The organism is Alteraurantiacibacter aquimixticola, assembly GCF_004965515.1.
Lineage (GTDB): Bacteria > Pseudomonadota > Alphaproteobacteria > Sphingomonadales > Sphingomonadaceae > Alteraurantiacibacter > Alteraurantiacibacter aquimixticola.
Genome location: NZ_SSHH01000001.1, coordinates 1,083,901 through 1,107,793 on the forward strand (window position 1 = coordinate 1,083,901; position 23,893 = coordinate 1,107,793).

The following is a 23,893-nucleotide window of genomic DNA, read 5'->3' on the forward strand; positions in this document are numbered from 1 at the left end:
CTTATGCATCCTGTCCGAGGAATTCGGAAGCCATGGTGATGTAATTGCGCCCCGCATCGCGCGCGGCGGTGGCGGCGCCGGCGAGGTCGAGCTCCTTGCGCGCGCCCGCCAGGCGGATCAGCATGGGCAGGTTGATGCCCGCGATCACCTCGGTCCGGCCCTGTTCGAGCAACGAGATGGCGAGGTTGGAGGGCGTGCCGCCGAACAGGTCGGTCAGGATGATGACGCCCTTGCCGTCATCCACCTCCTCGATCGCGGCGGAGATATCCTCGCGCCTCTGTTCCATGTCGTCACTGGGGCCGATGCAGATGGTGGCGACGGCTTCCTGCGCGCCGACCACATGCTCCATCGCATGGACGAATTCCTCGGCCAGGCGGCCATGGGTAACAAGGATGATTCCGATCATCGGATGTTGCAACTCGCGAAAGGGACGTTGTGTCTCGGGTTTTTATGATTGGCGATCATGGGGCTTTCGATCCTTCGACCAACTCGGCCGCGCGCGAGCCCAGATTGCGGTGGAGGACAGTGGGCGAAAAGCCGCCCTCGCGCAAGGCCTGCGCCATAAGCTCGGCGGTGAACACGCTGCGGTGGCGCCCGCCGGTGCAGCCGAAGGCGATATTGACGTAGCTTTTGCCCTGCGCGGCATATTGCGGAAGCAGTTCCAGCAGCAGGTCGCGCATGCGGGCAAAGCTGCTCTCGAACACCGGGTTGGAGGCGATATACTCGGCCACCGGCGCATCCAGCCCGGTCAGCTCCTTCAGGCCCGGCTGCCAGTGCGGATTGTCCAGGAAGCGCATGTCGAACACCAGGTCCGTTGCGGGCGGCATGCCGCGCGAAAAGCCGAAGCTGGAAACAGTGACGGTCATCTCGCGCGGAGAAGTCTGCCCGAACTGGTCGCGAATGCGCTGCTTCAAATCATTGGTGGTGAAATCGGTGGTATCGATCAGCACGTCGGCCCAGCGGCGCATGGGGGCGAGCAATTCGCGCTCCGCCTTGATGCCGGCCGGTACTGGCAGGTCGCGGGCGAGGAAATGGCGGCGGCGCGTCTCGTCGAAACGGCGGGTCAGCTCATGCCCCGCGCAATCGAGGAACAGGGTGGTGATCTCCAGGTCGTCGCGTCCGGACAGCGCCTTTACTTCCTCGATGACCTCCGCCGGGACGAAACCGCGCGTGCGGCAATCGAAGCCGATTGCCAACGGGTGGCCGCTGGTATCGCCGCCGAGCAGGCGGTCGAGCAGGCGGATGGGGAAATTGTCGATCGATTCCCAGCCAAGGTCCTCCAGCTCACGCAGGGCGGTGGACTTTCCGGCACCGAGCATGCCGGTGACGAGCAGGATGCGCTGACGGCTGGGAGCGGATTCGCTGACCATTCGCCGCGCTGTGCTCTGCAATTTGGCAAATGTGAAGGCCCTATCGGGCGGTGGCATATTTTCGGACAGCCCACTCGGCGCGCAAGGGAAGGGTGCTCGCATCGGGAAACAGCGCAATTTGCGGCAATTGCATGCCGCCTATGGCAATTGTGCCAGCCTGATCGACAAAACGCGGCGCTTGTGGATCGAGCGTGAGGAGGAGCGCCACCGGCCCTTCGGCGGCGGGCATTTCGACCAGGCCGACATTGCGAATCTCGATCAGCCCGGCGGTGTTGGGCGGCGGGCTGGCCCAGAGCGTTTCGCCTCGCCGCGCCAGCGTGACCCCGTCATCGCCGACCAGCTGCGCGCCGCGGTCGATCAGGGCGAGGGCGAGGGAGGACTTGCCCGATCCCGGCTCCCCTTCGATCAGCACGGCCTTTCCCTCCACCAGCACGCAGCTGGACTGGCGCAGGAAGCTTTCGCCGGGAGAGGTCACGCGGCGGGCAGGTCCAGCACCAGGCAGGCGCCCGATGCGCCGTCCTGCCGGTCCTCCACGAACAGCGCGCCTTCATGCGCCTCCGCAATCGTGCGCGCGATATTGAGGCCGAGGCCCGAATGGTCGCCGAAGCTTGCTTCCGGGCGGTCCGAATGGAAGCGGCGGAACACCTTCTCGCGCTCGCCCTCGGGAATGCCCGGCCCCTCGTCGCAGACGGAGGCGATCACGCGGCCTTCACGGCGGGCGATGCGTACTTCGACCGTGCCGTTCTCAGGCGAGAAGGAGATGGCATTGTCGAGCAGGTTTTCTGCGATCCGTTGGAGGCGCAGGGCCACGCCCAGCACGACGCATTGCGGATGCTCGCGGATGACCAGGACCGCGCGCCCGGCATTCTCCCCGCGATCCTCGCGCGCCTTGACGATGTTTTCGAACAGGAGCGCCACATCGACCGCCTCGAACTTGGTGCGGCTGATTTCGGCATCGACGCGACTCGCTTCGGAGATTTCGGTCACCAGCCGATCGATCCGCTTCACGTCATGCGCGGCGATATCGACCAGCTGCGCGTGCAGTTCCGGATCCTTGACCTTGGGCAGGCTTTCGGTCGCGCTGCGTAGGGATGCGAGCGGGTTCTTGATCTCATGCGCGACATCGGCGGCGAAGCTTTCCACCGCGTCGATCCGGTGGCGAAGCGCCGCAGTCATGTCGGACACGCCGCGGGCGAGCAGGCCGATCTCGTCGCCGCGTTCCTGCATGCGCGGCACTTCCACCTCGCGCTCGCGCCCGGTGCGGACCAGCACGGTGGCGCGCACGAGGCGTCGCAGGGGCTGGATGATGGTGTTGGCGAGGTAAAGTGAAAGGATGATCGACATGACGAGGGCGAGGGCGATGATGGTCATCACGCCGGTGCGCGCCTCGCGCACCGATTGGGTGATGTCCACCGCATTGCGCGTGGTCAGCAGTGTCGCGCCATTGAGGCCCACCGGCGCGGCGGCGTTGATCACCGGCGTGCCATCGGGTGCGCTACGCAGCTCGATCTGGGTGATGCCCCGGTCGCGGGCGAGGACCAGTTCGGGCCAGGCATCGGCGTCCTGCTCTGCCGGTTCGGCATAGGGCAGCGGCTTGGGCGCGCCGACCGCAAAGTTCACCGCCTCATCCGTCCAGCGGGCGAGGTCTTCCATGAAGGGCTCGGCCACCGGGTCGTCGAAAGTGAAGCTGGGCTGTGTGTCGAGCGCGAAGCTGTCGGCCCACAGATTGCCCTCGGCGTCATACATGCGCAGGCGCATGCGTTGTTCCTTGCCGATCTGGATCAGCAATGCCTCCTGCCTCTCGCGCGTGGCCCCGGCGAGGGCTTCGGCGGTGATCTGTGCCTCGATCCGGGCGAGTTTGAAGCGTTCGTCCAGCAGCTGGCGGCGGTAGGAATCGAGGAAGAACAGGCTGCCCGCGAGCACCAGCAGCGGGATTAGGTTTACCGCCAGGATGCGCGCGGTCAGCGAACTGCCGAGCGGAAAGGCCAGCCGCTCCAGCCGTCCGGCGCTGACGATGTCTTCAGCCATCGGAGAAGGAATAGCCCGCGCCGTACAGCGTTTCGATCGCGCCGAACGTATTGTCCACCGCGCGGAACTTGCGGCGCAGGCGCTTGATGTGGCTGTCCACCGTGCGATCGTCGACGAAGACGTCGTCCGGATAGGCGGCATCCATCAGCTGGTTGCGGCTCTTGATAACGCCGGGGCGTGCGGCCAGCGCCTCCAGGATCAGGAATTCGGTGACGGTGAGCGAGACGGGCTTGCCGTCCCATGTCACCTGGTGGCGCGCCGGGTCCATCCTGAGGCGACCGCGTTCGATGATCGGGCTGTCGGAAGCGGGCGGGCTGGCAAGGTCGGGCTGCGCCTCATGCGCGGGTCCGGAACGGCGCAGGATGGTGCGGATCCGGGCGAGCAGCAGGCGCTGGCTGAAAGGCTTGGCGATGTAATCGTCCGCGCCCATCGCAAGTCCGGCCTCTTCATCCTCCTCTTCGTCCTTGCTGGTCAGGAAGATCACCGGCAGGTCGGACGTTTCGCGCAGGCGGCTCAGCAGCTCCATCCCGTCCATGCGCGGCATCTTGATATCGAACACGGCAAGGTCGGGCGGATTCTTGCGCAAAGCCTCCAGCGCGGCCTCTCCATCGGAGTAGACGCGGGTGGCATATCCTTCTGCCTGCAGCGCGATGGAGAGGGTGGTGAGGATGTTGCGATCATCGTCGACAAGCGCGATCGAACGCTGGCCTTCGCCTGCCGGCACTGCCTCTCCCGCCATCTCAGCGCCCATCGGTTGCCATGCCTTTCATGCTGCACTTTTGCTGCAGCATCAGACCTAGTGCGAAGCGGCGGATGAAACAATGGGGGCCGGGCAGCTGCGCAATTGCGGTAGCGCTACCATAGAAAGCCTCGATTTCTGCATTTGAAAAAATAGGGTAAAGCCCGCCAAAGGAGCAAATTGACGTGAGCGAACTGCCCGCCTAAGGCCCTGAATAAAGCTGCGGCCAACAGGCCGTAATCACGTACCACTCACATTTCCCACAGGGAGACCCTGTCAGTGTCGACGACGCTTCGTGTTTCACTTGCCGACCAGGGCATTGCCACCAATGCCAAACTTCATACCAACCTGGGCACCGCCGCGCTGGTAGAACATGCGCTGGCCCGGGGCGAAGGCAAGCTGGCCGCGCATGGCCCGCTGGTAGTGGAAACCGGCCGTTTCACCGGCCGCAGCGTGAAGGACAAGTTCGTCGTCCGCGATGCGAAGACGGAAGAGACGATCAACTGGGGCGCCATCAACCAGCCGATGAGCCCGGAACACTTCGCCAACCTCAAGGCCGACTTCATGGCCGAGCTGGAAGGCAAGGAAGAGCTCTACGTGGCCGACCTGTTCGGCGGCTCGCAGCCCGAATATCGCGTGAATGTGCGCGTCATCACGCAGATGGCCTGGCACTCCCTGTTCGTGCGCACGCTGCTGGTGCGCCCGACCGAGGATGAGCTGGCCAGCTTCGCTCCCGAATACACGATCATCAACCTGCCCAGCTTCAAGGCCGATCCCGAACGCCACGGCTGCCGCAGCGACACGGTGATCGCGGTCAATTTGACCGAGAAGCTGATCCTGATCGGCAACACCGAATATTCGGGCGAGATGAAGAAGGGCGTGTTCGGCCTCTTGAACTACCTGCTGCCCGAACAGGGCGTGATGCCGATGCACTGTTCCGCCAATATCGGCGCGGACGGCAAGACGGCGATCTTCTTCGGCCTGTCCGGCACCGGCAAGACCACGCTGTCCGCCGATGCCAGCCGCACGCTGATCGGCGATGACGAGCATGGCTGGTCGGACGATGCGGTCTTCAACTTCGAAGGCGGCTGCTACGCCAAGATGATCGACCTGTCGGCAGAGGGCGAGCCGGAAATCTACGCAACCACGAAGATGTTCGGCACCATCCTCGAAAATGTCGCCATGGACGAGGATACGCGCGAGATCGATTTCACCGATACGAGCAAGACCGAGAACACGCGCGGCGCCTATCCGATCGATTTCATCCCGAACACCTCGGAAAAGAACCTCGGCCCCGTGCCGTCCAATGTCGTGATGCTGACCGCCGACGCGTTCGGCGTGATGCCGCCGATCGCGCGCCTCACGCCCGATCAGGCGATGTATCACTTCCTGTCCGGCTACACCGCCAAGGTGGCGGGCACCGAGATTGGCGTGACCGAGCCGGAAGCGACCTTCTCCACCTGCTTCGGTGCAGCCTTCATGCCGCGCCATCCCAGCGTTTACGGCAATCTGCTCAAGAAGCGCATTGCAGAGGGCAACGCGCAGTGCTGGCTGTTCAACACCGGCTGGACCGGCGGCAAGTACGGCACCGGCCACCGCATGCCGATCAAGGCGACGCGCGGGCTGCTGAACGCAGCGCTCGATGGCAAGATGGACAGCGTCGAATATCGCAAGGATCCGAATTTCGGCTTCGACGTGCCGGTATTCGTTCCCGCGCTGGAGGAACTGGGCATCGACCAGACGATCCTCGATCCGCGCAGCACCTGGGCGGACAAGGATGCCTATGACGCGATGGCGCAGCACCTGGTCCAGCTCTTCGTCGACAATTTCGAGCAATTTGCCGAGTACGTCGATGAAAGCGTGAGGCAAGCGGCACCGCAAGCCGCCTGACCCGGCTCGGAAACCTCCGGGCCTCTCCAAGAAGAAGCCCGGAAGTTTCCATGACCGACCACCCTATCCGTTACTTCGCCAGCGACGAGGCCGTGCGCCGCGTCGCCAGCGGCCTGCTCGACCGTTCGCTCCCCAAGGAGGAGTGGACGCATGAGGCGCATCTGGCCGCCTGCACCTGCCTGCTGGCCGAACATCCCGATTTCGAGCCCGAGCGCGACCTGCCCGGCACCATCGCCCGCTACAATAAGAGCAAGGGCGGGGTGAATGATGCGACGCAGGGCTATCACGAGACGATTACCCAGTTCTCCATCGCCGCCGTGCGCGCCCATCTGGCGCAGGATGGGGAAGGGCGGCTGGTGGATCGCGTCAACCGCCTGCTCGCCAGCGAAAGGGGGCGTCGCGACTATCCGCTGCGCTTCTATTCGAAAGCGCTGCTGTTCTCGCCCGAAGCGCGGCTGGGCCAGGTCGAGCCCGATGTGCTGCCACTCGCGGAAGTCTGACTTGCATCAAGGACTAACGGGGCAGATGATGCGAATCGGAAGGGGCTGAAAGGAGAATTGTGATGAGTGTTCTCGATCAAGTTTTGAAGGGTATCGGCGGCGCCCCTGATGATGTGGCCAATCTGGCCGAAAAGGTCGGCATTTCGCCCGACCAGGCGGAGAAGGCGATTGCCGCTCTCGGCCGTTCGCACCAGATGCAGGGTGACACGGTGGAACTGGCTTCCGCGCAGACCGGCCTCGATGCCGGCATCCTCTCGACGATTGTCACCCAGATCGGTGGCGAGGGGTCGCTGACCCACTTCGCTTCCATGCTGGAGAACAACCCGCAGGCAAAGGGCATCCTCGACATGCTGGACCGCGACGGGGACGGCAATCCGCTGAACGACATCGCCGGCATGGCCAAGGGCCTGTTCGGCAAGAAGTAATGCCCGGGTCCGGGTTTGGTCGCCCGGACCGGACATTCGGAGAGGATCGACAATGAACCTGTCACAAGTGCTGCAGCAAAGCGGCGTGATAATCAGCATGGCCAACGAGCTTGGCATTGACGAACAGACCGCCAGGATCGGCGCAGGCGCGCTGCTTCCGGCGATCGTTGCGGGCATGGGGCGGCAGACGACCTCTGCCCCCGGCGCAGGCAGTCTTGGCGGACTGGGCGATATTCTCGCCGGTTCGCTTGGCGGCGGCGCGGCGCCATCGGGCGGCCTTGGCGGTGCGCTTGCCGGGGGCCTCGGCGGCGTATTGCTCGACGCCGTGCTCCAGCGCGATCCGACGCCGACCCAGCCGGGCAACGATATCCTCGGCCAAATCTTCGGCAGCAAGGATGTGAGCCGCGGCGTGGCGGAGGAAGTGTCCGGATCGACCGGCATCAGCTCCGACATCCTGAAGAAGATGCTGCCGATCCTCGCCATGGCGGTGGTCGGCTACATGATGAATGGCGGCCAGCCTTCGCAGCAATCGCCTGCCCCGGCAGGCGGTGGCGGCGGCGCATTGGGCGGCGCGCTCGGGTCTATCCTGACGCAGGTCGTGACGGGAATGGTCCGGCGGTGAGCATGGAATAGGCTGACGGGATCGAGGCGGCGCCTTAATCGGCGCGCCTGCGAACGGAACAGACACGGCGCCGGGGTGCGGAACCTCGGTGCCGTTCTTGTTTTAGGTTTCCATCCTTGACAAAGATAACCAAATAGGTTATGTGGCACACCTCGTTCCAACCGGAACGTGGGTGGATCGGGAGCGGGCAAGGCCGGCTTGTTCCTCTTCCATGCGGGCGGACGTTCCTTTGGGGCGCCGCCTGCATCGCGACCGGCGCGGTGGGCCCGGGCGGGGCGTCAAACCCCCTCCAAGGCAAGCCGATGTCGGATAGCGGCAAGGGTATGACTGCCTCGCTACTGCCGTCTCAACCTGCCCGCAGCAGGCAGGCTCTCAGTCGGCGGACCGGGGCGGCGCAGGTGCGGTGGTTCAGCCGCAGCGGATGTGGAGGGCTTTGCGAGCCCGCCCGCCACATCCCGCGACTCAAGCCGCTTCAACCAAGGGCCGTGCGGGGATCATTCCAGCGCCGTGGCAGGCGCGCCGCCCCCGCCATTCGCACGAGCAAGGCAAACCGCCACCGCACTCCCGCCCGCGCCATTCCGGCGCCGTGCCGGTCGCGCGATCTGCTGGAATTCTCCCAACGGCGTCACAGGTCCGGGTTCGCCGCCGGACGTTTCCCTATGCCCGATCAGCCGGCGCTTTCGATATAGGCGCTGACATTGTTCGCCAGCACGTCCAGCGGGGCATTGCCGCCGCGCACCACGGCCTGGTTGTAGGCGCGCAAATCATAGGCATCGCCCAGCGCTTCCTGCGCCCGCGCGCGCTGGCGCAGCATTTCGGTGTGGCCGATCTTGTAGCCGCAGGCCTGGCCCGGCCAGCTGCAATAGCGGTCGATCTCGTTATCCGCCTCGCCCTGGGGCTTGCCGACCATTGTCTGGAAGAACTCGCTGGCGCGCGTCCGCGACCACCGCCTCGCATGCATGCCGGTATCGACCACCAGCCGCGCCGCGCGATAGGCTTGGTCCTGCAGATAGCCGAGCCGCCATGCCGGGTTCTCGTCATAGGCGCCCAGCTCGTCCGCCAGAGTCTCGGCATAAAGTGCCCAGCCTTCGGAGAAGGCATTAAAGGCGAGGATCGAGCGGATCAGTGGCAGCTGGTTCGAATATTCGCCTTCCCACACATGGCCGGGAATCGTCTCGTGATGGACGAGGGTGGGGATGTCATATTTCCGGTGCAGGTCCGTGGTGCGCAAATTGATCCACATCTTGCCCGGCACGCTGCCATCCTTGCTGCCCGCGCCGCCATAGGCGGTGGGCGCGCCCGGCTCCTCGGCCAGCGGCAGGCGGCGGACTTCGAGATTGGCGGTCACCGTCTCCTCGAATGCGCGCGGCATTTGCGCGCGGATCCAGTCGATGCGTTCCTCGATGAACTCCATGATCTGCGCCCGGCCCTCGTCGCCCTCGGCAAACTGGAAGCGCGGGTCTTTGGAAAGCTCCACCATCCGCTGGCCGGGCGTGCCGTCATTATAGCCAAGGTCGCGCAGGATCGGGTCCATGCGGCCGTGGATTTCCTCCAGCTGGTCGAGCCCGATCTGGTGGATATCGTCCGCCGAAAGATCGGTGGTGGTCGAGGCTTTCAGCGCCCATGCGTAATATTCATCGCCGCGCGGGCGTGCCCACATGCCGGCATCGGAACCTGCTTCGGCCGCCTGCTTGCGCAATTCCTCCAGCTGGCGTTCGAGCGCTGCGGCGACGGGGCCGGTGACGATCGCTTCGGCACGCGCCTGCCAGTCTCCATCGATGCCCTCTTCGCCCGTGCGCCGCACCAGCGATTCCACCAGCCCGCCACCTTGGCGCGCATCGGCCAAAGAGGCCTCCATCTGCGGGATCGCCTTCGCCAGCAGGAAGTCTGGCGGCACCACGCCCATGCCATGGGCTGCCTGCATCCGCTCCAGCTCGCCATCCAATTGCGCGGGCATCTGGTTGAGGCGCGCAAGGTAAGCCTCCGCATCGGCGGAGCTGGCGATCGGGTGGTCGGAATCGAGATAGCGCGGCAGGTCGATATAGGTGCCGACATTCTGGATCACGACATAGGGCGCATTGCGCCAGCTGCCGACCGCGACATCGCCATAGGGGAGGGCAAAGCCTTCCAGCGCATTGGCATAGGCGCTTTCGACCACGGCGAAGCTGTTCCGTGTCGCATCGTCCATCGCGGAAGTATCGGTGGCGCGCACCAGCTCCAGGTCCGCGCGCAATGTCTCGGCATAGGCTTGCTGCCCGGCGGCGGAGAGGTCCTCCAGCGCGCCGCGCAGGGCGGCATGTTCGCCCACATCCACGCCCAAAGTCGTCGCCCGCTCCGGCTCATGCGCCAGCAGGCGCCAGGCGATATCGTCGAGCGTCGCATCGGCCTCGGCCGCGCTCGGTCCCGATGCGCGGCAGGCGGGAAGGGTGAGGAAAGCCGCGGCCCCGGCGAATGTGCCGAGCGCCTGGCGGCGGGTGAAGCGATTGTCGAAGGGGAATGTCATGGTGCAGTGGTTACCGTTGCAACCGTTGCTGTCAATCCGGCCCTGTCAGTCCAACCCCGCCAATCCTTCACCCGCTCCCTCCGATCGCCTGCCCCGAAGCGACGGCTCAGACCTGCAACAGCATGAAGACCGATCCGAACAGTCCCACACCGAAAGCGGTGGCCGCGCTCCCCCGGCGATAGAGGTTTTCCCAGCGATTCTTGGAATGCGGAAACATGATAAGACCGATCATTCCGGCAATGGCGATAATCAGGAAAAACGAGCCCATATGGACCTCCATCAATGGCCTCCACAACGGGGCCATAGTTACGATGGAGTGCGCCCGGCTGGTTAAGCTGGAGTTGCGAGGTTTGGTTAGGACCGGGTTAAGCGCGATGGGTGGCGGAGCAGTTGCAGCGACGCACGGATGGGGCGTGAAGCTGGGCGGCTCGATTAACGGCCTTGCAAGACCGCGAGAGGTATTTTCGGCCTTCTACGCGGGAGGAGAACATGAAAACCAAGGTGCTTTTTTTGAGCGCAACGATGCTAGCCGCGTCGCCCGTAGCGGCGCAGGATGGATGGTTCTACGACTTGGACGAGAATGTGCTCGGTGAATACCAGTCTGGGCAGTGGACCGGCACAGCCGCTTATTTTGACGAGGGATATAGTTTTGGCCCGCAATACCAATGCCGAATAAGCACGCCCGGTGCAGTGCTGATACAAGCCAGACCGCACGAGTCCGCTCAAATGCCATCAACCTGGGCTTTCTTCAGGGATGAGTCCGAGCAACGGCCAGGCCTCACGATCAACATGGTGCGTTTAGGGCGCAAGCGCTATCAGGTTACACGGATGCCGTGGCGCCTTTACGGGCCCATGCAGCGCGGAGAGGATGTGATCGTACTAACGTTCGACATTCCTCTGCTTATGGTTCGCCGGGAGAGTGACCACCCGTGGCTGCCATTCGTGTTCCTAACAAACGAGTTGCTGGAATCCCGATATTTCGAGCTGGGCTACAGCTACGAGGAGTATACCGGCGGAGACGATCCAGAGATCGTCCATCGGACGAAACGGATCAGCCTCGAAGGCTTTGCCGACGTCTCGAAGTGGTGCGGGCGTCAATTGCTGCACGACCGTTTGGACCAAGAAGATGTCGATGAACTGACGCGCTGAGCGCCGCCCTTCTGGCAACCCGCGCCCTCCCACGCTACCGAGGCCCAATGTTCGATCTCATCCTCTCGATCACCGTGCTCGCCGCTTTCGCCCTGATGGGCGGGGCGTGGTATCTCTGGAAGAAGCGCGGGCAGGACCGGCAGGCGATGCTGATGGCGATCCTGTCGCTGGTGATGCTGGCCAATGTGCTGGTGTGGACCATTCCCGGCGGCCCGCTGGAGGAAACCGCCGGAAGCGGTGCCGATGCTGCCAACGACACCGCCCCCGGCGGCTGAGACACTGTTCGCTGTAATCAGCGCTGCGACCCGGCAGCCGCCGGTTCGTCAATCCTCCGGGATCATCCAGGTCACGGTGCCGCGATAGGTGCCGCCGACTTCCGCGCCCGTGCGGTCGGTCGCGGGGTCGAAGCGCGCCTTGCTTGTGATGACGTCGCAGGCGGTGCTGTCGAGGATGTCATGCCCGGTCGAGCTGATGACGCGGCAATCGTCCACCTTGCCATCCTTGCCCACGGCCAGCGCATAGGTGAGGTCGCCCTCCCAGCCGCGCTGCAATGCCCGGCGCGGATAGTCGGCATTGCTGAGCCAGCCGCGCGGGCCGTTGCGCGGGATTGGATCGCGCGGGGTGAAGGTCGGCGGCGGATCGGGCAGGCGCAAATTTCCCCTTTCCAACACGCTTGTGTCCACCCTAGGCACGTGGGGAATCGGCAGCAGGTCGAGATCGACATCGAAGTCGGCGTTGTGCGCGAGGTCGATGATCGTATCCGGAACCGACGGCGTCGTATCGGCCGTGTCGGAGGCGGGTGTCGGTTCGGGAATGTCTTCCTCCACAGGCGGGGGAGGAGGTATCTCGAACTTCACATTGGTGCCCTTGAGCCGCGGCTCTGGCGGGGCCTGCGTGTATTTGATCGTCAGGCCCGCGGCGAGGCCCATGGCAAGGGCGATATGGACCAACGCCACGCCGGTCAGTCCGGCCAGGCGCTTATGCGTGTGCTGGGTGTCGGTATAGGCCATCGGCATTCTCTCCTTTTCCCATCCGGTGCGATGTCTGTGCGGTCCGTCGGGACCACCCGGTTTCGGGCTGCATCGCTTACGGCGTCATTGCGTGTGACAATGTAACATTACATCCTGCGACAATTTGATACAAGCCCCCAATGAAAAACCCCTCCGCATCGGTGGATGCGAAGGGGTGTGATATGCGGTAAACCGCGGAAATCCGGGCCGGATCAGGTGATCGGGCAGGCCGGGTCCAGACGGAAATCGAGGTAATTGTCCACCGAGGCCTTCAACTCGTTCATCTCCGTTTCGAAGAAGTGGTTAGCGCGCGGAATCTCGTCATGGTGGATGGTGATGTGCTTCTGCGTGCGCAGCTTGTCGACCAGCTTCTGAACACTGGCGGGCTGCACCACCGTGTCCGCCGTGCCCTGGATGAAGATGCCGCTGGCCGGGCAGGGGGCCAGGAAGCTGAAGTCGTAGAGGTTCGCGGGCGGGGCGATGGAGATGAATCCGCGGATTTCCGGACGGCGCATCAGCAGCTGCATGCCGATCAGCGCACCGAAACTGACGCCTGCCACCCAGGTGGTCTGCGCTTCGGGATGGATCGACTGCACCCAGTCGAGCGCGGCTGCGGCATCGGAAAGCTCGCCGATGCCGTTGTCGAAGCTGCCCTGGCTCTTGCCCACGCCGCGGAAATTGAAGCGCAAGGTGGCAAAGCCGCGGTCGACGAAGTTCTTGTACAGCATCTGCACGATGCGGTCGTTCATGGTGCCGCCGCCCTGCGAATGCGGGTGCAGGATCATGGCGACGGGCGCGCGCGGACGCGGACCGGGAGAGAAACGGCCTTCGAGACGGCCTTCGGGGCCGGGAAAGATGACGTGCGGCATGGTAGCGAGTGCCTTCAAAGCAATGTGGGTCCCGCGCACGGCTGGCGCGGTGGAAGTCGGGGGCTATATAGGAATTTCTTTCCTTTTCGCAATTGTTCCATGGACCCTGCCATCACAAGCCGCATCTATCTCGATCACGCCGCCACCAGCCCGCTGCGCCCGGAGGCGAAAGCGGCGATGGATGAAGGCTTCGCCATCTGGGCCAATCCGTCCTCCCCGCATGCCGAGGGAAGGAAGGCGCGGGCCGCGCTGGAGGATGCCCGCGCGAGGGTGAAAGCGGCGCTGGGCTGGGAGGGTGAAGTGATCTTTACCAGCGGGGCGAGTGAGGCGGCGGCGCTTGCCTTGACGCGTGCCAAGGCCGGGGCGCGGCTGGTGGGTGCGGTGGAGCATGACTGCGTGCTCGGCACGGTGCCCGATGCGGAGCGGCTGCCGGTGCGCAGCGACGGTGCGCTCGACATGGAGGTGCTGGCAGAGGCTGTGCAGCGCGAGACGCCGCTGGTGGCGGTGCAGCAGGTCAATTCGGAGACGGGCAATAGGCAGGACCTCACATCCGTTGCGGACATGGTGCGCGAGGCGGGCGGGTTGTTGCTCGCCGATTGCGCGCAGGGTGCGGGCAAGATGGCACTTCCGGTTTGCGACATGGCGGTGATCTCCGCGCACAAGTTCGGCGGACCGATCGGTATCGGGGCCTTGCTGGTGAAGGATTATGCGATGCTGGAACCGGTTGGCGGGCATGAGCGCGGATATCGTCGCGGGACGGAGAACCTGCCCGGCGCGCTGGGCATGGCTGCGGCGCTGGAGGCTTGCGGCGAGAGCTACAGCTCCGCCTCGCTCGATCCGCTGGCAGCGGTGGTGCGCGATGCTGGCGGCGTGTGGCTGGGCGACCTTCTGTCCGATCCGACCGCGAATATCGCCGCCATGGCCATGCCCTCCATGTCCGCCAGCGCGCAGGTGATGCGGCTCGACATGGCGGGCTTTGCGGTGTCGCAGGGCAGCGCTTGCTCTTCGGGTACGATGAAGACCAGCCATGTGCTCAAGGCGATGGGGCTGGACGATGACCTCGCCGCGCGGGTTATCCGGGTGAGCATTGGGTGGAATACTACGCCTGAGGATGTGGCCGCCTTTGCCGAGGCTTGGCGCGGCCTTGCCTGAACGTCATTTCGAGGAGCCGCAAGGCGGCGCGGCAATCCAGGGTGGTTGTGCGCGACGCCGTGGATTGCTTCGTTTCGCTCGCAATGACGCTATAGGGCAAACATGATCTATCTCGATTATCAGGCCACGACCCCGCTCGCCCCCGAAGCGCGCGAGGCGATGTTGCAATGGCTCGACGGGCCGGAGGGGACCGGCTTCGGCAATCCGCACAGCCCGCATCGCATGGGCCGCATGGCCGCCGCCGCGATCGAGCTGGCGCGCGAGCGGGTGGCTGCGCTGCTGCCGCCGGGTGGCAGGGTGATCTTCACCGGAAGCGCGACTGAGGCGATCAACCTTGCCATGCGCGGTAGCGATCGGGGGCAGGGCGGCGGCATCGCGGCCAGCGCCATCGAACATGCAGCCGTGCTCGACACCGCCCGCGCGCTCGGCCAGCTGCATGAGCTGGAAGTCGATGCCGACGGCCTGTGCAACACCGCGCAGAAGCTGCCCGAGGACGTGCGCCTTATCTGCGTGATGCAGGTGAACAATGAGATAGGCACGATCCAGTCCACGCTCGACTGGCACCGCAACGCCAAGGCGGCGAATGCGCTCTACCTCTGCGATGCGGTGCAGGCGGCGGGGAAAGTGGAGGTGACCTCCGCCGACATGATTGCCCTCTCCGCGCACAAGCTGTACGGACCCAAGGGCGTCGGCGCGCTGTGGGTGCGCGACGGGCTGGAGCTCGATCCGCAAATCACCGGCGGCGGGCAGGAGCAAGGCCTGCGCTCGGGCACGCTCAGCCCTGCGCTGATCGCCGGCTTCGGCGCGGCTGCGCAAGTGGCGAAGGAGCGGATGGCAGAGGACGCCGAACACGTCGAAGCGCTATGGAACCGCGCGCTGGACTTGTTCGAGGGGTGGGAGCTCAACGGCTCCGCCGTTGCCCGCTGGCATGGCAATCTCAACCTCCGCCGCGACGGCCTCGATGTGGCCCGGCTGATGAGCGATTGCCGCGAGGTGATGTTCTCCGCCGGATCCGCCTGCGCCAGCGGCTCGGGCCGCCCGAGCCACGTGCTGCGCGCCATCGGCCTGACCGACGCGCGTGCCAAAAGCTCCATCCGTCTCGGCTTCGGGCGCTACACCACGATGGAAGAGCTTGAAGCGGCGGCAAAATCCATTACCAGTGCTGCAGTGCAGCAAGGATAAGTCCGATCAAGGTCCATTTCATCAATCGCGACGGCGAAAAGTCGGAAGCCGAGGCCAGCCCCGGCGACCGTCTGCTGGAAGTCGCCCAGGCCGCCGGCATGCCGCTGGAAGGGACCTGCGAAGGGCAGATGGCCTGCTCCACCTGCCACGTGATCGTGGCGAAGGACTGGTTCGGCAAATTGCCCGAAGCATCGGAGGATGAGGAGGACATGCTGGACCTTGCCGCAGACCTCCACGCCACCAGTCGCCTGTCCTGCCAGATCCTGCTGACCGAGGAACTCGACGGGCTCGAAGTCCGCATCCCGCGTGACAGCCACGATATGCAAGGCTAGCCTTTGAAATCGGGAGGGAGAGCCCGATGAAAGAGGACTTCCGGTTCTACGATAACCGCCAGAAATACCTGATGTTCGTCAATACCTGCTCGGAGAAGTGGGTGGTGGCGCAAAGGCTGGCGCAGGAACTCGACCAGATCAGCCCGCAACCGCCCGCCTTGCGCTTCTTCGATGCGGGGGTGGGGGACGGCACCGTGCTCACCCGCTTCCTGCGCGTGCTGCACCGGCGATATGAGCGGCTGCCCTTCTACATCGCGGCGAAGGAGATCAGCCTGGAGGATATCCGCCTCACGCTGGACAAGATGCCCGACCGCTTTTTCGAGCACCCGGAGACGGTGCTGGCGGTGACGAACCTGCCCTATGCCGATGCGCCCTGGCTGACATCGCGCAAAGGGGCGCCGGTGGTATGGAAATCGGTTGCGCTGGAAGGGGCGACGGCGGCGGATTTCGAACGGCAGATCCACGAATTGCAGGATTTCCTGGGCGAACACTGGCGCACGAAAGTGAGCGAGAAGAGCGGCGTGCTGGTGCCCGAAGTGCCCACGGTGCTGGTGCTCTACCGCAAGGATTGCCGCTTCCTGCTCGATGCGGTGATCCCGCGCGAGGGGGAGGCGGTGGCCGATTTCGACCTCGTGCTGGCCAGCCAGCCCTTCCGCCTGCGGGCCGAAACGCGCTTCAAGGCAGCGCGGGTGATGGCCCCGATGGCGCGCGCTCTACGAGTAGGCGGGCGGCTGCTCGGCATCCATTCGGCGGGCGGCGATCCGGGGCTGGAGATCGTCCAGGAGGTCTGGCCGGAGGAGAACCCCTTTACGGCGCACCGCCGCGAATTGCTCGACGCCACGCGTGAGGCTTTAGGCGAGGAGGCAGCGAATTATACCTTCGATCCGCTGCCCGATCGCGAGGCCTTGTTCCGCTATCACATGCATACGTTGCCGGACGAGATCGAGGCGCAGGACACGCGCATCGGCACCTCCACCCTGCTCGCCGCATGGAACGCCGCGACCTACGTGGCGCAGATCGAGGATGAGCGGCTGGCAGAGGCGATGACCAGCTCCGCCTATCTCGACGCCACGCGCGCCGTGCTGCAGAAACACGGCGCGCTGTGGTTCAACGACGAAAGCTATGTGGTGACGCGCAACGGGTGATGCAGCTTGTCGCATTGCCGTAAGCCTCCGTCTGAAATCGCTGGCGCGCGCGCGGAGAGGGAACTATTCGCGAGGCATATCCTCTCTGGAGTCTCCGGAAAAATCGTATGACCTCCCGCCAGACGACGCCTCTGCGCGCGCTAGCACACGATTCTGGCTTCGCGCTGCCCGCCACGGGTCTCTCCGACATGCTGTATCGCCTGGCATTTGGTGCCATTGGCTGGCCTTGGCTGCTCTACAGCCTGTGGGGCGGGACGAAGGCGGACAAGCGCCGCCTGCTCTCCCGCGTGGGCCTTGAAGACGATGCGCTGCCACATCTCGGTAGCTGGAAGGCGGATACCGGTTTCCTCCATCGCATCGTCGATGCGGTAGAGGAGTTGCAGCCTGCAACAGTAGTGGAACTTGGTGCTGGGGCCTCTTCGCTGGTGTGTGCCCGTGCGCTGCAGCTAAACGGCGGTGGACGCCTCTACAGCTACGACCAGCACGGTGCTTTTGCCCATTCTGTCGAGGAGTGGCTTCACGAGGAAGGCGCGTCCGCACATGTCAGCCATGCCCCGCTGGGTGCGCAAGTGCCGGGCTGGCCGGGCGGCTGGTACCGGCTGGACCATGTGCCCGAGCAGATCGACCTGCTGATCATCGACGGGCCGCCCTGGTCCGTCCATCCCTATGTCCGCGGCGCAGCCGAATGCCTGTTCGACAGGCTTTCGCCCGGTGCGATCGTGTTGCTCGACGACGGCGCCCGCCCAGGCGAACGCGTGGTCGCGTCGCGCTGGCGCAAGCGCTGGCCGCAGATCGATTTCCAGCTTGTCGCGGGCAGCACGAAGGGCACGCTTGTCGGACGCAAGGCGAGCAGCGCCACCATCCTGCCGTTCCCGCAACGCAAGCCGCAGCGCAGGTCGCATTGGCGGCGGGCCGCGGCGATGCTGGCGCTGATGGCCACAGGGTGGATCGGAAACGATGTGCTGGGCGGCCTGTCCGAACCGGCCCATGCGAGCACGATCGTGGACGAGGCCGATGCCTCCTTCTCCGCCAGCCTGACACGGCAGAGAATGGCCTCGCAGGTCGAGACCTCGCATCTCGACAGGACGGAAATCCGGCGCACGACGGGCATCGACCTGCCCGCGTTGCCGCCTGCATGGCGCGTCACCGATGTGCAGGTCTACCCTTCCGATCTGGGCACCGCGCTGGCCCTGGTTGCGGTGACGGGCGATGGCCAGCTGGTCTCGCTGTTCGCGACGCGTGCGGAGACTCCCGCCGAGAAGCTGCCCCTGCTTGAAAAGAGGGACCGGCGTTCGGTAGCCTATTGGGAAGTCGGCCCCTTTGCATATGCACTGACGGGCGAGCTCTCGCCCGACACGGTCCTCTCGCTGGCGGCCGAGGTGGCGGCTCCCTGAGGCGGAACTGCACAAAGAAGGCCCTGCCTCCCAAGGAGACAGAGCCTTCTATCGTGCAGCCCGTCCATTGACCGGATCACCGAGGGACAATCAGGCGGGTTCCGGCAGCTCCAGCTGGTCTTCCAGCGCCCTCAGCAGCGCGTCGGAGAAGGCGGGGATATCATCCGGCATGCGGCTGGTGATGATTTTGCCGTCAACCACGACCTTATTGTCGATCACATTCGCGCCAGCGTTGGCGAGGTCCTTGCGGATCGAGGGCCAGGCGGTGACCGTCTTGCCCGCGATAACGCCGGCTTCGGCCAGCAGCCACGGGGCGTGGCAAATGGCGGCGACCGGCTTGCCCTGGTCCAGGAAGTCGCGGATGATCTGCGGCACCTTGCGTTCCAGGCGCAGCCTGTCCGGGTTCATCTGGCCGCCGGGCAGCAGCAACGCGTCGAAGTCCTTGGCTTCGGCATCTTCCAGCTTCATGCCCACTTTGACCTCGTCACCCCAATCGTCCTTGTTCCAGCCCTTGATCTTGCCCGATTCGGGGCTGGCGATGATGGTGGTGTGACCTGCCTGTTCGAGGCGGCTGCGCGGTCCGGTGAGTTCCGACTGTTCGAAGCCGTCGGTCGCGATAATCAGGATACGGCGGGGCATGGGAAAGCTCCTTTCGTCGAATTGGTGATTACCCCTTCAACTTATGGGGAAAGCTGGAGGTTCCACGCTGTCCCGTGAGCCGTGCCGGTGATAGGGCGAATGGCATGTCGACCATTGAAGACGATCAGCGTCCCGAGGACGGGATCATTGCAGAACCTTTCGAAAGCGCCCTGTCGGAGCGTTATCTGGTCTATGCGCTCTCCACCATCACCGCCCGCTCGCTGCCGGACCTGCGCGACGGGCTGAAGCCGGTCCATCGCCGCCTGCTGTGGGCGATGCGCGCGATGAAGCTGACGCATGACAGCGCCTTCAAGAAATCGGCCCGCGTCGTGGGCGACGTGATCGGCAAGTACCACCCCCATGGCGACGTGGCGGTCTATGACGCGATGGTCCGTCTCGCCCAGCCTTTCACACTGCGCTATCCGCTGGTCGAAGGGCAGGGCAACTTCGGCAATATCGACGGCGATAATGCCGCCGCATACCGCTACACCGAATGCCGCCTGACGCGCACGGCCATGACCCTGATGGAGGGGCTGGACGAAGGCACGGTCGATTTCATCCCGACCTATAATGGCGAGGAAGAGGAGCCGGAGATCGTCCCCGGCATCTTCCCCAACCTGCTCGCCAATGGCGCCAGCGGCATCGCCGTGGGCATGGCTACCAGCATTCCCAGCCACAATGTCGCCGAGATCGTCGATGCGGCGGAGCTGGTGCTGTTCAACAAGGACGTCACCCATGAAGAGCTGATGGGCGTCTTCAAGGGGCCGGACTTCGCGACCGGCGGCCTGATCGTCGACAGCGCCGATGCAATCTCGCAGGCTTATGAGACCGGGCGCGGCAGCTTCCGCGTGCGCGGCCGCTTCTATGCCGCGGAGGCGGAGAAGGAAGAGGATCGCGACGCCGGGATCGAGCGCCAGAAGGGCGGCGGCTGGCAGCTGGTCATCTCCGAAATCCCCTACCAGGTGCCCAAGGGCAAGCTGATCGAACAGATCGCGCAGGCGATTTCCGACAAGAAGCTGCCGATCCTTGAGGACGTGCGCGATGAGAGCGACGAGCAGATCCGCATCGTCCTCATCCCGCGCAGCCGCAATGTCGATCCCGAGCTGCTGAAAGAGTCGCTCTACAAGCTGACCGACCTCGAGACGCGCTTCGGCCTCAACCTCAACGTGCTCGATGCCTCTGGCGGTGCCGGGCGCACGCCGATGGTGATGGGGCTGAAGGAGCTGCTGCAGAAGTGGATCCACAGCCAGATCGAGATCCTGCAGCGCCGCACGCAGCACCGTCTGGACAAGATCGCCGCGCGGCTGGAGCTGGTCGAAGGCTATATCATCGCCTTCCTCAACCTCGACCGGGTGATCGAGATCATCCGCACCGAGGATGAGCCCAAGCCGGTGATGATGAAGGAATTCAACCTCACCGACCGGCAGGCAGAGGCGATCCTCAACATGCGGCTGCGCAGCTTGCGCAAGCTGGAGGAAATGCAGCTGCGGCAGGAAAAGGACGACCTGCTGAAGGAGCAGGACGAGCTGCAGAAGCTGCTCGACAGCCCGGCCCGCCAGCGCACGCGCCTGAAGCGTGACCTTGCCGCGCTGCGCAAGGAATATGCCGAGGATACCGCGATCGGCGCGCGCCGTACGCGGATCGAGGAAGCCGCCCCCACGGTGGAATTCAGCATGGACGCCATGATCGAGAAGGAGCCGGTGACGGTGATCCTCTCCAAGAAGGGCTGGGTCCGTGCCGCCAAGGGCCATGTCGACCTGGGCGAGGATGGCTGCGGCGATTTCAAGTACAAGGAAGGCGATGAGGCGGCTTACGCGGTCCATTGCCAGACGACCGACAAGATCCTGCTCGCAGGCGATGACGGGCGCTTCTTCACGCTGGGGGCGGACAAGCTGCCCAGTGCACGCGGTTTCGGGGAGCCGGTGCGCAACACGCTCGATATCGAGGCGAGCGCGCAGATCGTGGCCATGGTGGTGCATGAGAAGGACAAGCAGCTCCTCCTCGCCTCCACCATCGGCAAGGGCTTCGTCGCCGTGACGGACGAGCTGCTGGCAGAGACGCGCAAGGGCCGGCAGGTGGCGAATTTGAAGGGCGATGCGAAACTGTCCGTGGTCCGCGCGGTTGCCCCGGAGCATGACCACGTCGCCGTGGTCGGCGAGAACCGCAAGCTGGTGGTCTTCGCGCTGGACGAGATGCCGGTGATGACGCGCGGGCAGGGCGTGACGCTGCAACGCTATCGCGATGGCGGCCTTTCCGATGCGACAACGCTGAAGCTGGAGGACGGCCTCAGCTGGACCATGGGCGGGAAGGGTGACCGTACGCGGACCGAGAACGAGATCGCCATGTGGAAGGTCGCGCGTGGCGCGGCCGGGCGACTCCCGCCCACGGGCTTTCCGAAGGACAACAAGTTCTAGTTTGTCTCATGCGCCCACCTGCGTGGGCGCGTCCTCGGTGCTATTCGCTCCGCTTCGCTGCGCGGCAGCCAGTCACGCAAGTGACCGCAAGGCCACGCGGCCGCACCGGAGCGGGCGCAGCTCCGCTGCGCGTCTAGCGAGGACGAAGCCGCGGATGCGGCTTCGAGAAGCAAAAGGGCCGGCGGATCGCTCCGCCGGCCCCATCGGGTAACTGGTTTCAGCTCAGCTGGCTTAGCCGCCGGCAGCTTCCAGTGCAGCCATGATGTCGGCGTGGTTGGCCAGCGCCATCAGGCTGCCATTGGCATCCACTGCCAGCAGTTCGCGCGGCAGGGTGAACTTGGATTCATCGGCACTCATGATGACGATGTTGTCGCCGTCGATTTCGTCGATCGCGCCCAGCGATTGCTGGTCGGCGGTGACGACTTCGGCGCCAACCACGAGAGCCGCGTCGCGTGTGGCGGTAGCGGCGGCGATCTGGTCATCCATCATCTGGTCCAGCTGCGCCTTGGCAATGTTCAGCGTCGGGCCGTTTTCGTCCGAGCCGAACATTTCGACGCCCAGCGGAACCTGGTGCTTGCCGGTGTCGACGGTGACAAGGGTGCCGTCGTTCGAAAGCACGGTGCCAATGGCGTTGCCGTCATTGCCCATCACCGTGGCGCCCACGTCCTGTGCCTGCGCGGCGAAGGGAGCAATAACCAGTGCGGCAGCGGCGGCGAGGAATTTTGCAGATTTCATGTATAGCGGTCCCTTTATAACTTTTGAGGTCTCAAGGTTACGCCAGCCCGACCCCGCGAACGCGGAAAAGGACCGACCAAAATGGAAAGCGAGGTATGAACTCGGCACATTGGGTATCGTCCCAAACAGCCGGTGACAACCCGCTGTCAGGCGTAAAATTGCCAAAAAGCCGCTGAATCAGGCCTGATCGGCCCGAAATGTGAGGTTCAGCTTTGCGCGCGGGCCGCGTTGGAACCGCGATTACGGCGCTGCTGGCCGCCACCGCGACGGCCATTGCCGCGCGGCTGCACCGTCGCGTTGGGATCCTTCTTCGGACGGCTGTTGCGGCCACGCTGGCGACGGTTCGAACCACCGCCATTGCCTCCGCTACGGCCTCCACGGCCGCCGCCGCCGCGACCCTCGCGGCGCTCTTCGGAGTGTTCAGCCCCGGCCGCCTTGCGGCTCGGCTTGGGCAGGCGCTCGGCCAAGGCGATGAAGTCCTTGGGCAGCGGATAGGCGGCGGGCTGCACACCGGTGAGGCGGCAGATGTCGCGCATATAGCTCTTCTCGTCCGGCGCGACGAAGCTGATGGCAAGGCCGCTGCGGCCCGCACGCGCGGTGCGGCCGATGCGGTGCACATATTGCTCCGGCACATTGGGGATCTCGAAGTTGAACACGGCGGATACGCCCGGCACGTCGATGCCGCGCGCGGCGATATCGGTCGCCACCAGCACCGCGATGCGGCCGGCGCGGAAGCCGTCGAGCGCGCGGGTGCGCTGCGCCTGCGACTTGTTGCCATGGATCGCCGCAGCCTCGATGCCTGCGGCAACGAGGAAGCGCACCACGCGGTCCGCGCCATGCTTGGTGCGGGTGAAGACCAGGCTGCTCTCGATCTCGCCGGTCGCCAGGCCCTTCTGCAGGGTCAGGGTGAGAAGCGCCTGCTTCTCCTTCTGGTCGATATGGGTGACATACTGGTCCACCCGCTCCGCCGTGGTCGATTGCGGGGCGACTTCCACCTTCACCGGATTGCTGATGAACTTCTCGCCCAGCTTGGCGATCTCGCTCGGCATGGTGGCAGAGAAGAACAGGCTCTGGCGATTTTTCGGCAGCAGGTTGGCGATGCGCGTCAGCGGCTTGATGAAGCCGAGGTCCATCATCTGGTCGGCTTCGTCCAGCACGAAGATCTCGACATGATCCAGCGTCAGCGCGCGCTGTTCGATCAGGTCGAGCAGGCGGCCGGGCGTGGCGACGAGGATATCGGCACCCTTGCGCATGGCATTGATGTTCTTGGACACCGGAACGCCGCCGAAGATGCACTGGACCGACAGGTTCAGGAAGCGGGCATAGAGGCGCATATTGTCGGCGATCTGCGCCGCCAGCTCACGCGTGGGGGAAAGCACCAGCATGCGGCAGCCCTGCGGGTAACGGCCCGTAGGGTTCTGCGCGAGGCGGTGGAGCGAGGGCAGCGAGAAGGCAGCGGTCTTGCCGGTGCCGGTCTGCGCGATGCCCAGGATGTCGCGCCCTTCGAGGAGGGCGGGGATGGCCTGGCGCTGGATCGGCGTGGGGTCGTTATACCCCTTTTCCTCAAGCGCGCGCAGGATAGGCTCGGCGAGGCCGAGATCGGAAAAATAGGACATGTGTAATTCTTTCGTCAGTCACGGGCGCCGCGGATGGATTCCGGGCGCAAATTGGGGCCTTTTCGGCGACCCAAGCGTGACACGGGAAGCTTTGGCAGGTTGACCGCTAATCCGGAGCCGGTCCTTGCCCCGTTGGAAATGGGCAGGCTCACGCTCGCATCCGAAACGCGCGACGAATT

General features: G+C 64.7%; 24 protein-coding genes. 12 read left to right on the forward strand and 12 right to left on the reverse strand.

All coding sequences use genetic code 11. The features are described from left to right. Position 1: 1 nt before the first annotated feature. The 5 genes from E5222_RS04915 to E5222_RS04935 are packed head-to-tail and all read right to left on the reverse strand — an operon-like array spanning position 2 to position 4,149. A complete protein-coding gene (locus E5222_RS04915) occupies positions 2–406 on the reverse strand; it encodes a PTS sugar transporter subunit IIA (protein WP_136692577.1) in 405 nt (134 codons plus the stop codon). A gap of 55 nt (positions 407–461) precedes the next feature. Beyond that, positions 462–1,370 carry an RNase adapter RapZ gene (rapZ, locus tag E5222_RS04920; protein WP_136692578.1) on the reverse strand — a complete coding sequence of 303 codons (909 nt, stop codon included), beginning with the start codon at positions 1,368–1,370 and terminating at the stop codon, positions 462–464. 40 nt (positions 1,371–1,410) lie between these two features. Next, positions 1,411–1,845, reverse strand: coding sequence for an HPr kinase/phosphorylase (locus E5222_RS04925; protein ID WP_211196089.1), 435 nt, complete (start codon positions 1,843–1,845; stop codon positions 1,411–1,413). Further along, complete coding sequence (locus E5222_RS04930; protein WP_136692579.1) at positions 1,842–3,398, reverse strand: sensor histidine kinase; 1,557 nt, start codon at positions 3,396–3,398, stop codon at positions 1,842–1,844. Before E5222_RS04930 ends, E5222_RS04925 begins: the two co-directional genes overlap by 4 nt. After that, on the reverse strand, positions 3,391–4,149 hold the full coding sequence (locus E5222_RS04935) for a response regulator transcription factor (protein WP_136692580.1): 759 nt from the start codon (positions 4,147–4,149) through the stop codon (positions 3,391–3,393). The genes E5222_RS04930 and E5222_RS04935 overlap by 8 nt, the downstream gene beginning before the upstream one ends. Positions 4,150–4,416: 267 nt before the next feature. Between E5222_RS04935 and E5222_RS04940 the strand changes: the two genes are divergently transcribed. From E5222_RS04940 to E5222_RS04955, 4 genes are all read left to right on the forward strand, one after another. Continuing rightward, entirely contained in the window at positions 4,417–6,027 is a 1,611-nt protein-coding gene (locus tag E5222_RS04940) for a phosphoenolpyruvate carboxykinase (RefSeq protein WP_136692581.1), read from the forward strand. A gap of 50 nt (positions 6,028–6,077) precedes the next feature. Further along, entirely contained in the window at positions 6,078–6,527 is a 450-nt protein-coding gene (locus E5222_RS04945; protein WP_136692582.1) for a hypothetical protein, read from the forward strand. A 62-nt stretch (positions 6,528–6,589) separates the two neighbouring features. Next, the gene (locus E5222_RS04950) at positions 6,590–6,952 is read left to right on the forward strand and encodes a hypothetical protein (protein ID WP_136692583.1); all 363 of its coding nucleotides are present in this window, start codon (positions 6,590–6,592) and stop codon (positions 6,950–6,952) included. A 52-nt stretch (positions 6,953–7,004) separates the two neighbouring features. Next, positions 7,005–7,574 carry a DUF937 domain-containing protein gene (locus tag E5222_RS04955; protein ID WP_136692584.1) on the forward strand — a complete coding sequence of 190 codons (570 nt, stop codon included), beginning with the start codon at positions 7,005–7,007 and terminating at the stop codon, positions 7,572–7,574. A 667-nt stretch (positions 7,575–8,241) separates the two neighbouring features. Here E5222_RS04955 and E5222_RS04960 read toward each other — a convergent pair. Together E5222_RS04960 and E5222_RS16510 are read right to left on the reverse strand one after the other, a co-directional pair. Continuing rightward, entirely contained in the window at positions 8,242–10,077 is a 1,836-nt protein-coding gene (locus tag E5222_RS04960) for a DUF885 domain-containing protein (RefSeq protein ID WP_136692585.1), read from the reverse strand. A gap of 106 nt (positions 10,078–10,183) precedes the next feature. After that, positions 10,184–10,345 (reverse strand): hypothetical protein, encoded by a 162-nt coding sequence (locus tag E5222_RS16510; protein WP_169053486.1) that lies wholly within the window; start codon positions 10,343–10,345, stop codon positions 10,184–10,186. 221 nt (positions 10,346–10,566) lie between these two features. Between E5222_RS16510 and E5222_RS04965 the strand changes: the two genes are divergently transcribed. Both E5222_RS04965 and E5222_RS04970 read left to right on the forward strand, forming a co-directional pair. Next, the gene (locus tag E5222_RS04965; protein ID WP_136692586.1) at positions 10,567–11,226 is read left to right on the forward strand and encodes a hypothetical protein; all 660 of its coding nucleotides are present in this window, start codon (positions 10,567–10,569) and stop codon (positions 11,224–11,226) included. Positions 11,227–11,273: 47 nt separating this feature from the next. Beyond that, positions 11,274–11,501, forward strand: a complete 228-nt coding sequence (locus E5222_RS04970; RefSeq protein ID WP_136692587.1) for a hypothetical protein — start codon at positions 11,274–11,276, stop codon at positions 11,499–11,501. 48 nt (positions 11,502–11,549) lie between these two features. On the opposite strand, the gene E5222_RS04975 is transcribed toward E5222_RS04970, so the two are convergent. Beyond that, a complete protein-coding gene (locus tag E5222_RS04975) occupies positions 11,550–12,236 on the reverse strand; it encodes an energy transducer TonB (protein ID WP_169053487.1) in 687 nt (228 codons plus the stop codon). A 212-nt stretch (positions 12,237–12,448) separates the two neighbouring features. Continuing rightward, positions 12,449–13,105 carry an alpha/beta hydrolase gene (locus tag E5222_RS04980; protein WP_136692589.1) on the reverse strand — a complete coding sequence of 219 codons (657 nt, stop codon included), beginning with the start codon at positions 13,103–13,105 and terminating at the stop codon, positions 12,449–12,451. Positions 13,106–13,204: 99 nt separating this feature from the next. On the opposite strand from E5222_RS04980, the gene E5222_RS04985 reads away from it, so the two are divergent. From E5222_RS04985 to E5222_RS05005, 5 genes are all read left to right on the forward strand, one after another. Continuing rightward, on the forward strand, positions 13,205–14,257 hold the full coding sequence (locus E5222_RS04985; RefSeq protein ID WP_136692590.1) for a cysteine desulfurase family protein: 1,053 nt from the start codon (positions 13,205–13,207) through the stop codon (positions 14,255–14,257). Between the two features lie 102 nt (positions 14,258–14,359). Beyond that, positions 14,360–15,439 (forward strand): cysteine desulfurase family protein, encoded by a 1,080-nt coding sequence (locus tag E5222_RS04990; RefSeq protein WP_136692591.1) that lies wholly within the window; start codon positions 14,360–14,362, stop codon positions 15,437–15,439. 5 nt (positions 15,440–15,444) lie between these two features. Continuing rightward, complete coding sequence (locus E5222_RS04995) at positions 15,445–15,771, forward strand: 2Fe-2S iron-sulfur cluster-binding protein (RefSeq protein WP_136692592.1); 327 nt, start codon at positions 15,445–15,447, stop codon at positions 15,769–15,771. Between the two features lie 26 nt (positions 15,772–15,797). Beyond that, positions 15,798–16,916 (forward strand): hypothetical protein, encoded by a 1,119-nt coding sequence (locus tag E5222_RS05000; RefSeq protein WP_136692593.1) that lies wholly within the window; start codon positions 15,798–15,800, stop codon positions 16,914–16,916. 107 nt (positions 16,917–17,023) lie between these two features. Continuing rightward, positions 17,024–18,310: a class I SAM-dependent methyltransferase gene (locus E5222_RS05005; protein WP_136692594.1), complete on the forward strand. Its 1,287-nt coding sequence runs from the start codon at positions 17,024–17,026 to the stop codon at positions 18,308–18,310. A gap of 90 nt (positions 18,311–18,400) precedes the next feature. On the opposite strand, the gene E5222_RS05010 is transcribed toward E5222_RS05005, so the two are convergent. Next, positions 18,401–18,949 (reverse strand): type 1 glutamine amidotransferase domain-containing protein, encoded by a 549-nt coding sequence (locus tag E5222_RS05010; protein WP_136692595.1) that lies wholly within the window; start codon positions 18,947–18,949, stop codon positions 18,401–18,403. 104 nt (positions 18,950–19,053) lie between these two features. Here E5222_RS05010 and parC point away from each other — a divergent pair, with 104 nt between their 5' ends. Then, on the forward strand, positions 19,054–21,363 hold the full coding sequence (parC, locus tag E5222_RS05015) for a DNA topoisomerase IV subunit A (protein ID WP_136692596.1): 2,310 nt from the start codon (positions 19,054–19,056) through the stop codon (positions 21,361–21,363). 231 nt (positions 21,364–21,594) lie between these two features. Here the strand turns inward: parC and E5222_RS05020 are convergent, their stop codons facing one another. After that, positions 21,595–22,098 (reverse strand): hypothetical protein, encoded by a 504-nt coding sequence (locus tag E5222_RS05020; protein WP_136692597.1) that lies wholly within the window; start codon positions 22,096–22,098, stop codon positions 21,595–21,597. A 206-nt stretch (positions 22,099–22,304) separates the two neighbouring features. Then, positions 22,305–23,714 (reverse strand): DEAD/DEAH box helicase, encoded by a 1,410-nt coding sequence (locus E5222_RS05025; RefSeq protein ID WP_136692598.1) that lies wholly within the window; start codon positions 23,712–23,714, stop codon positions 22,305–22,307. Between the last annotated feature and the right edge of the window lie 179 nt (positions 23,715–23,893).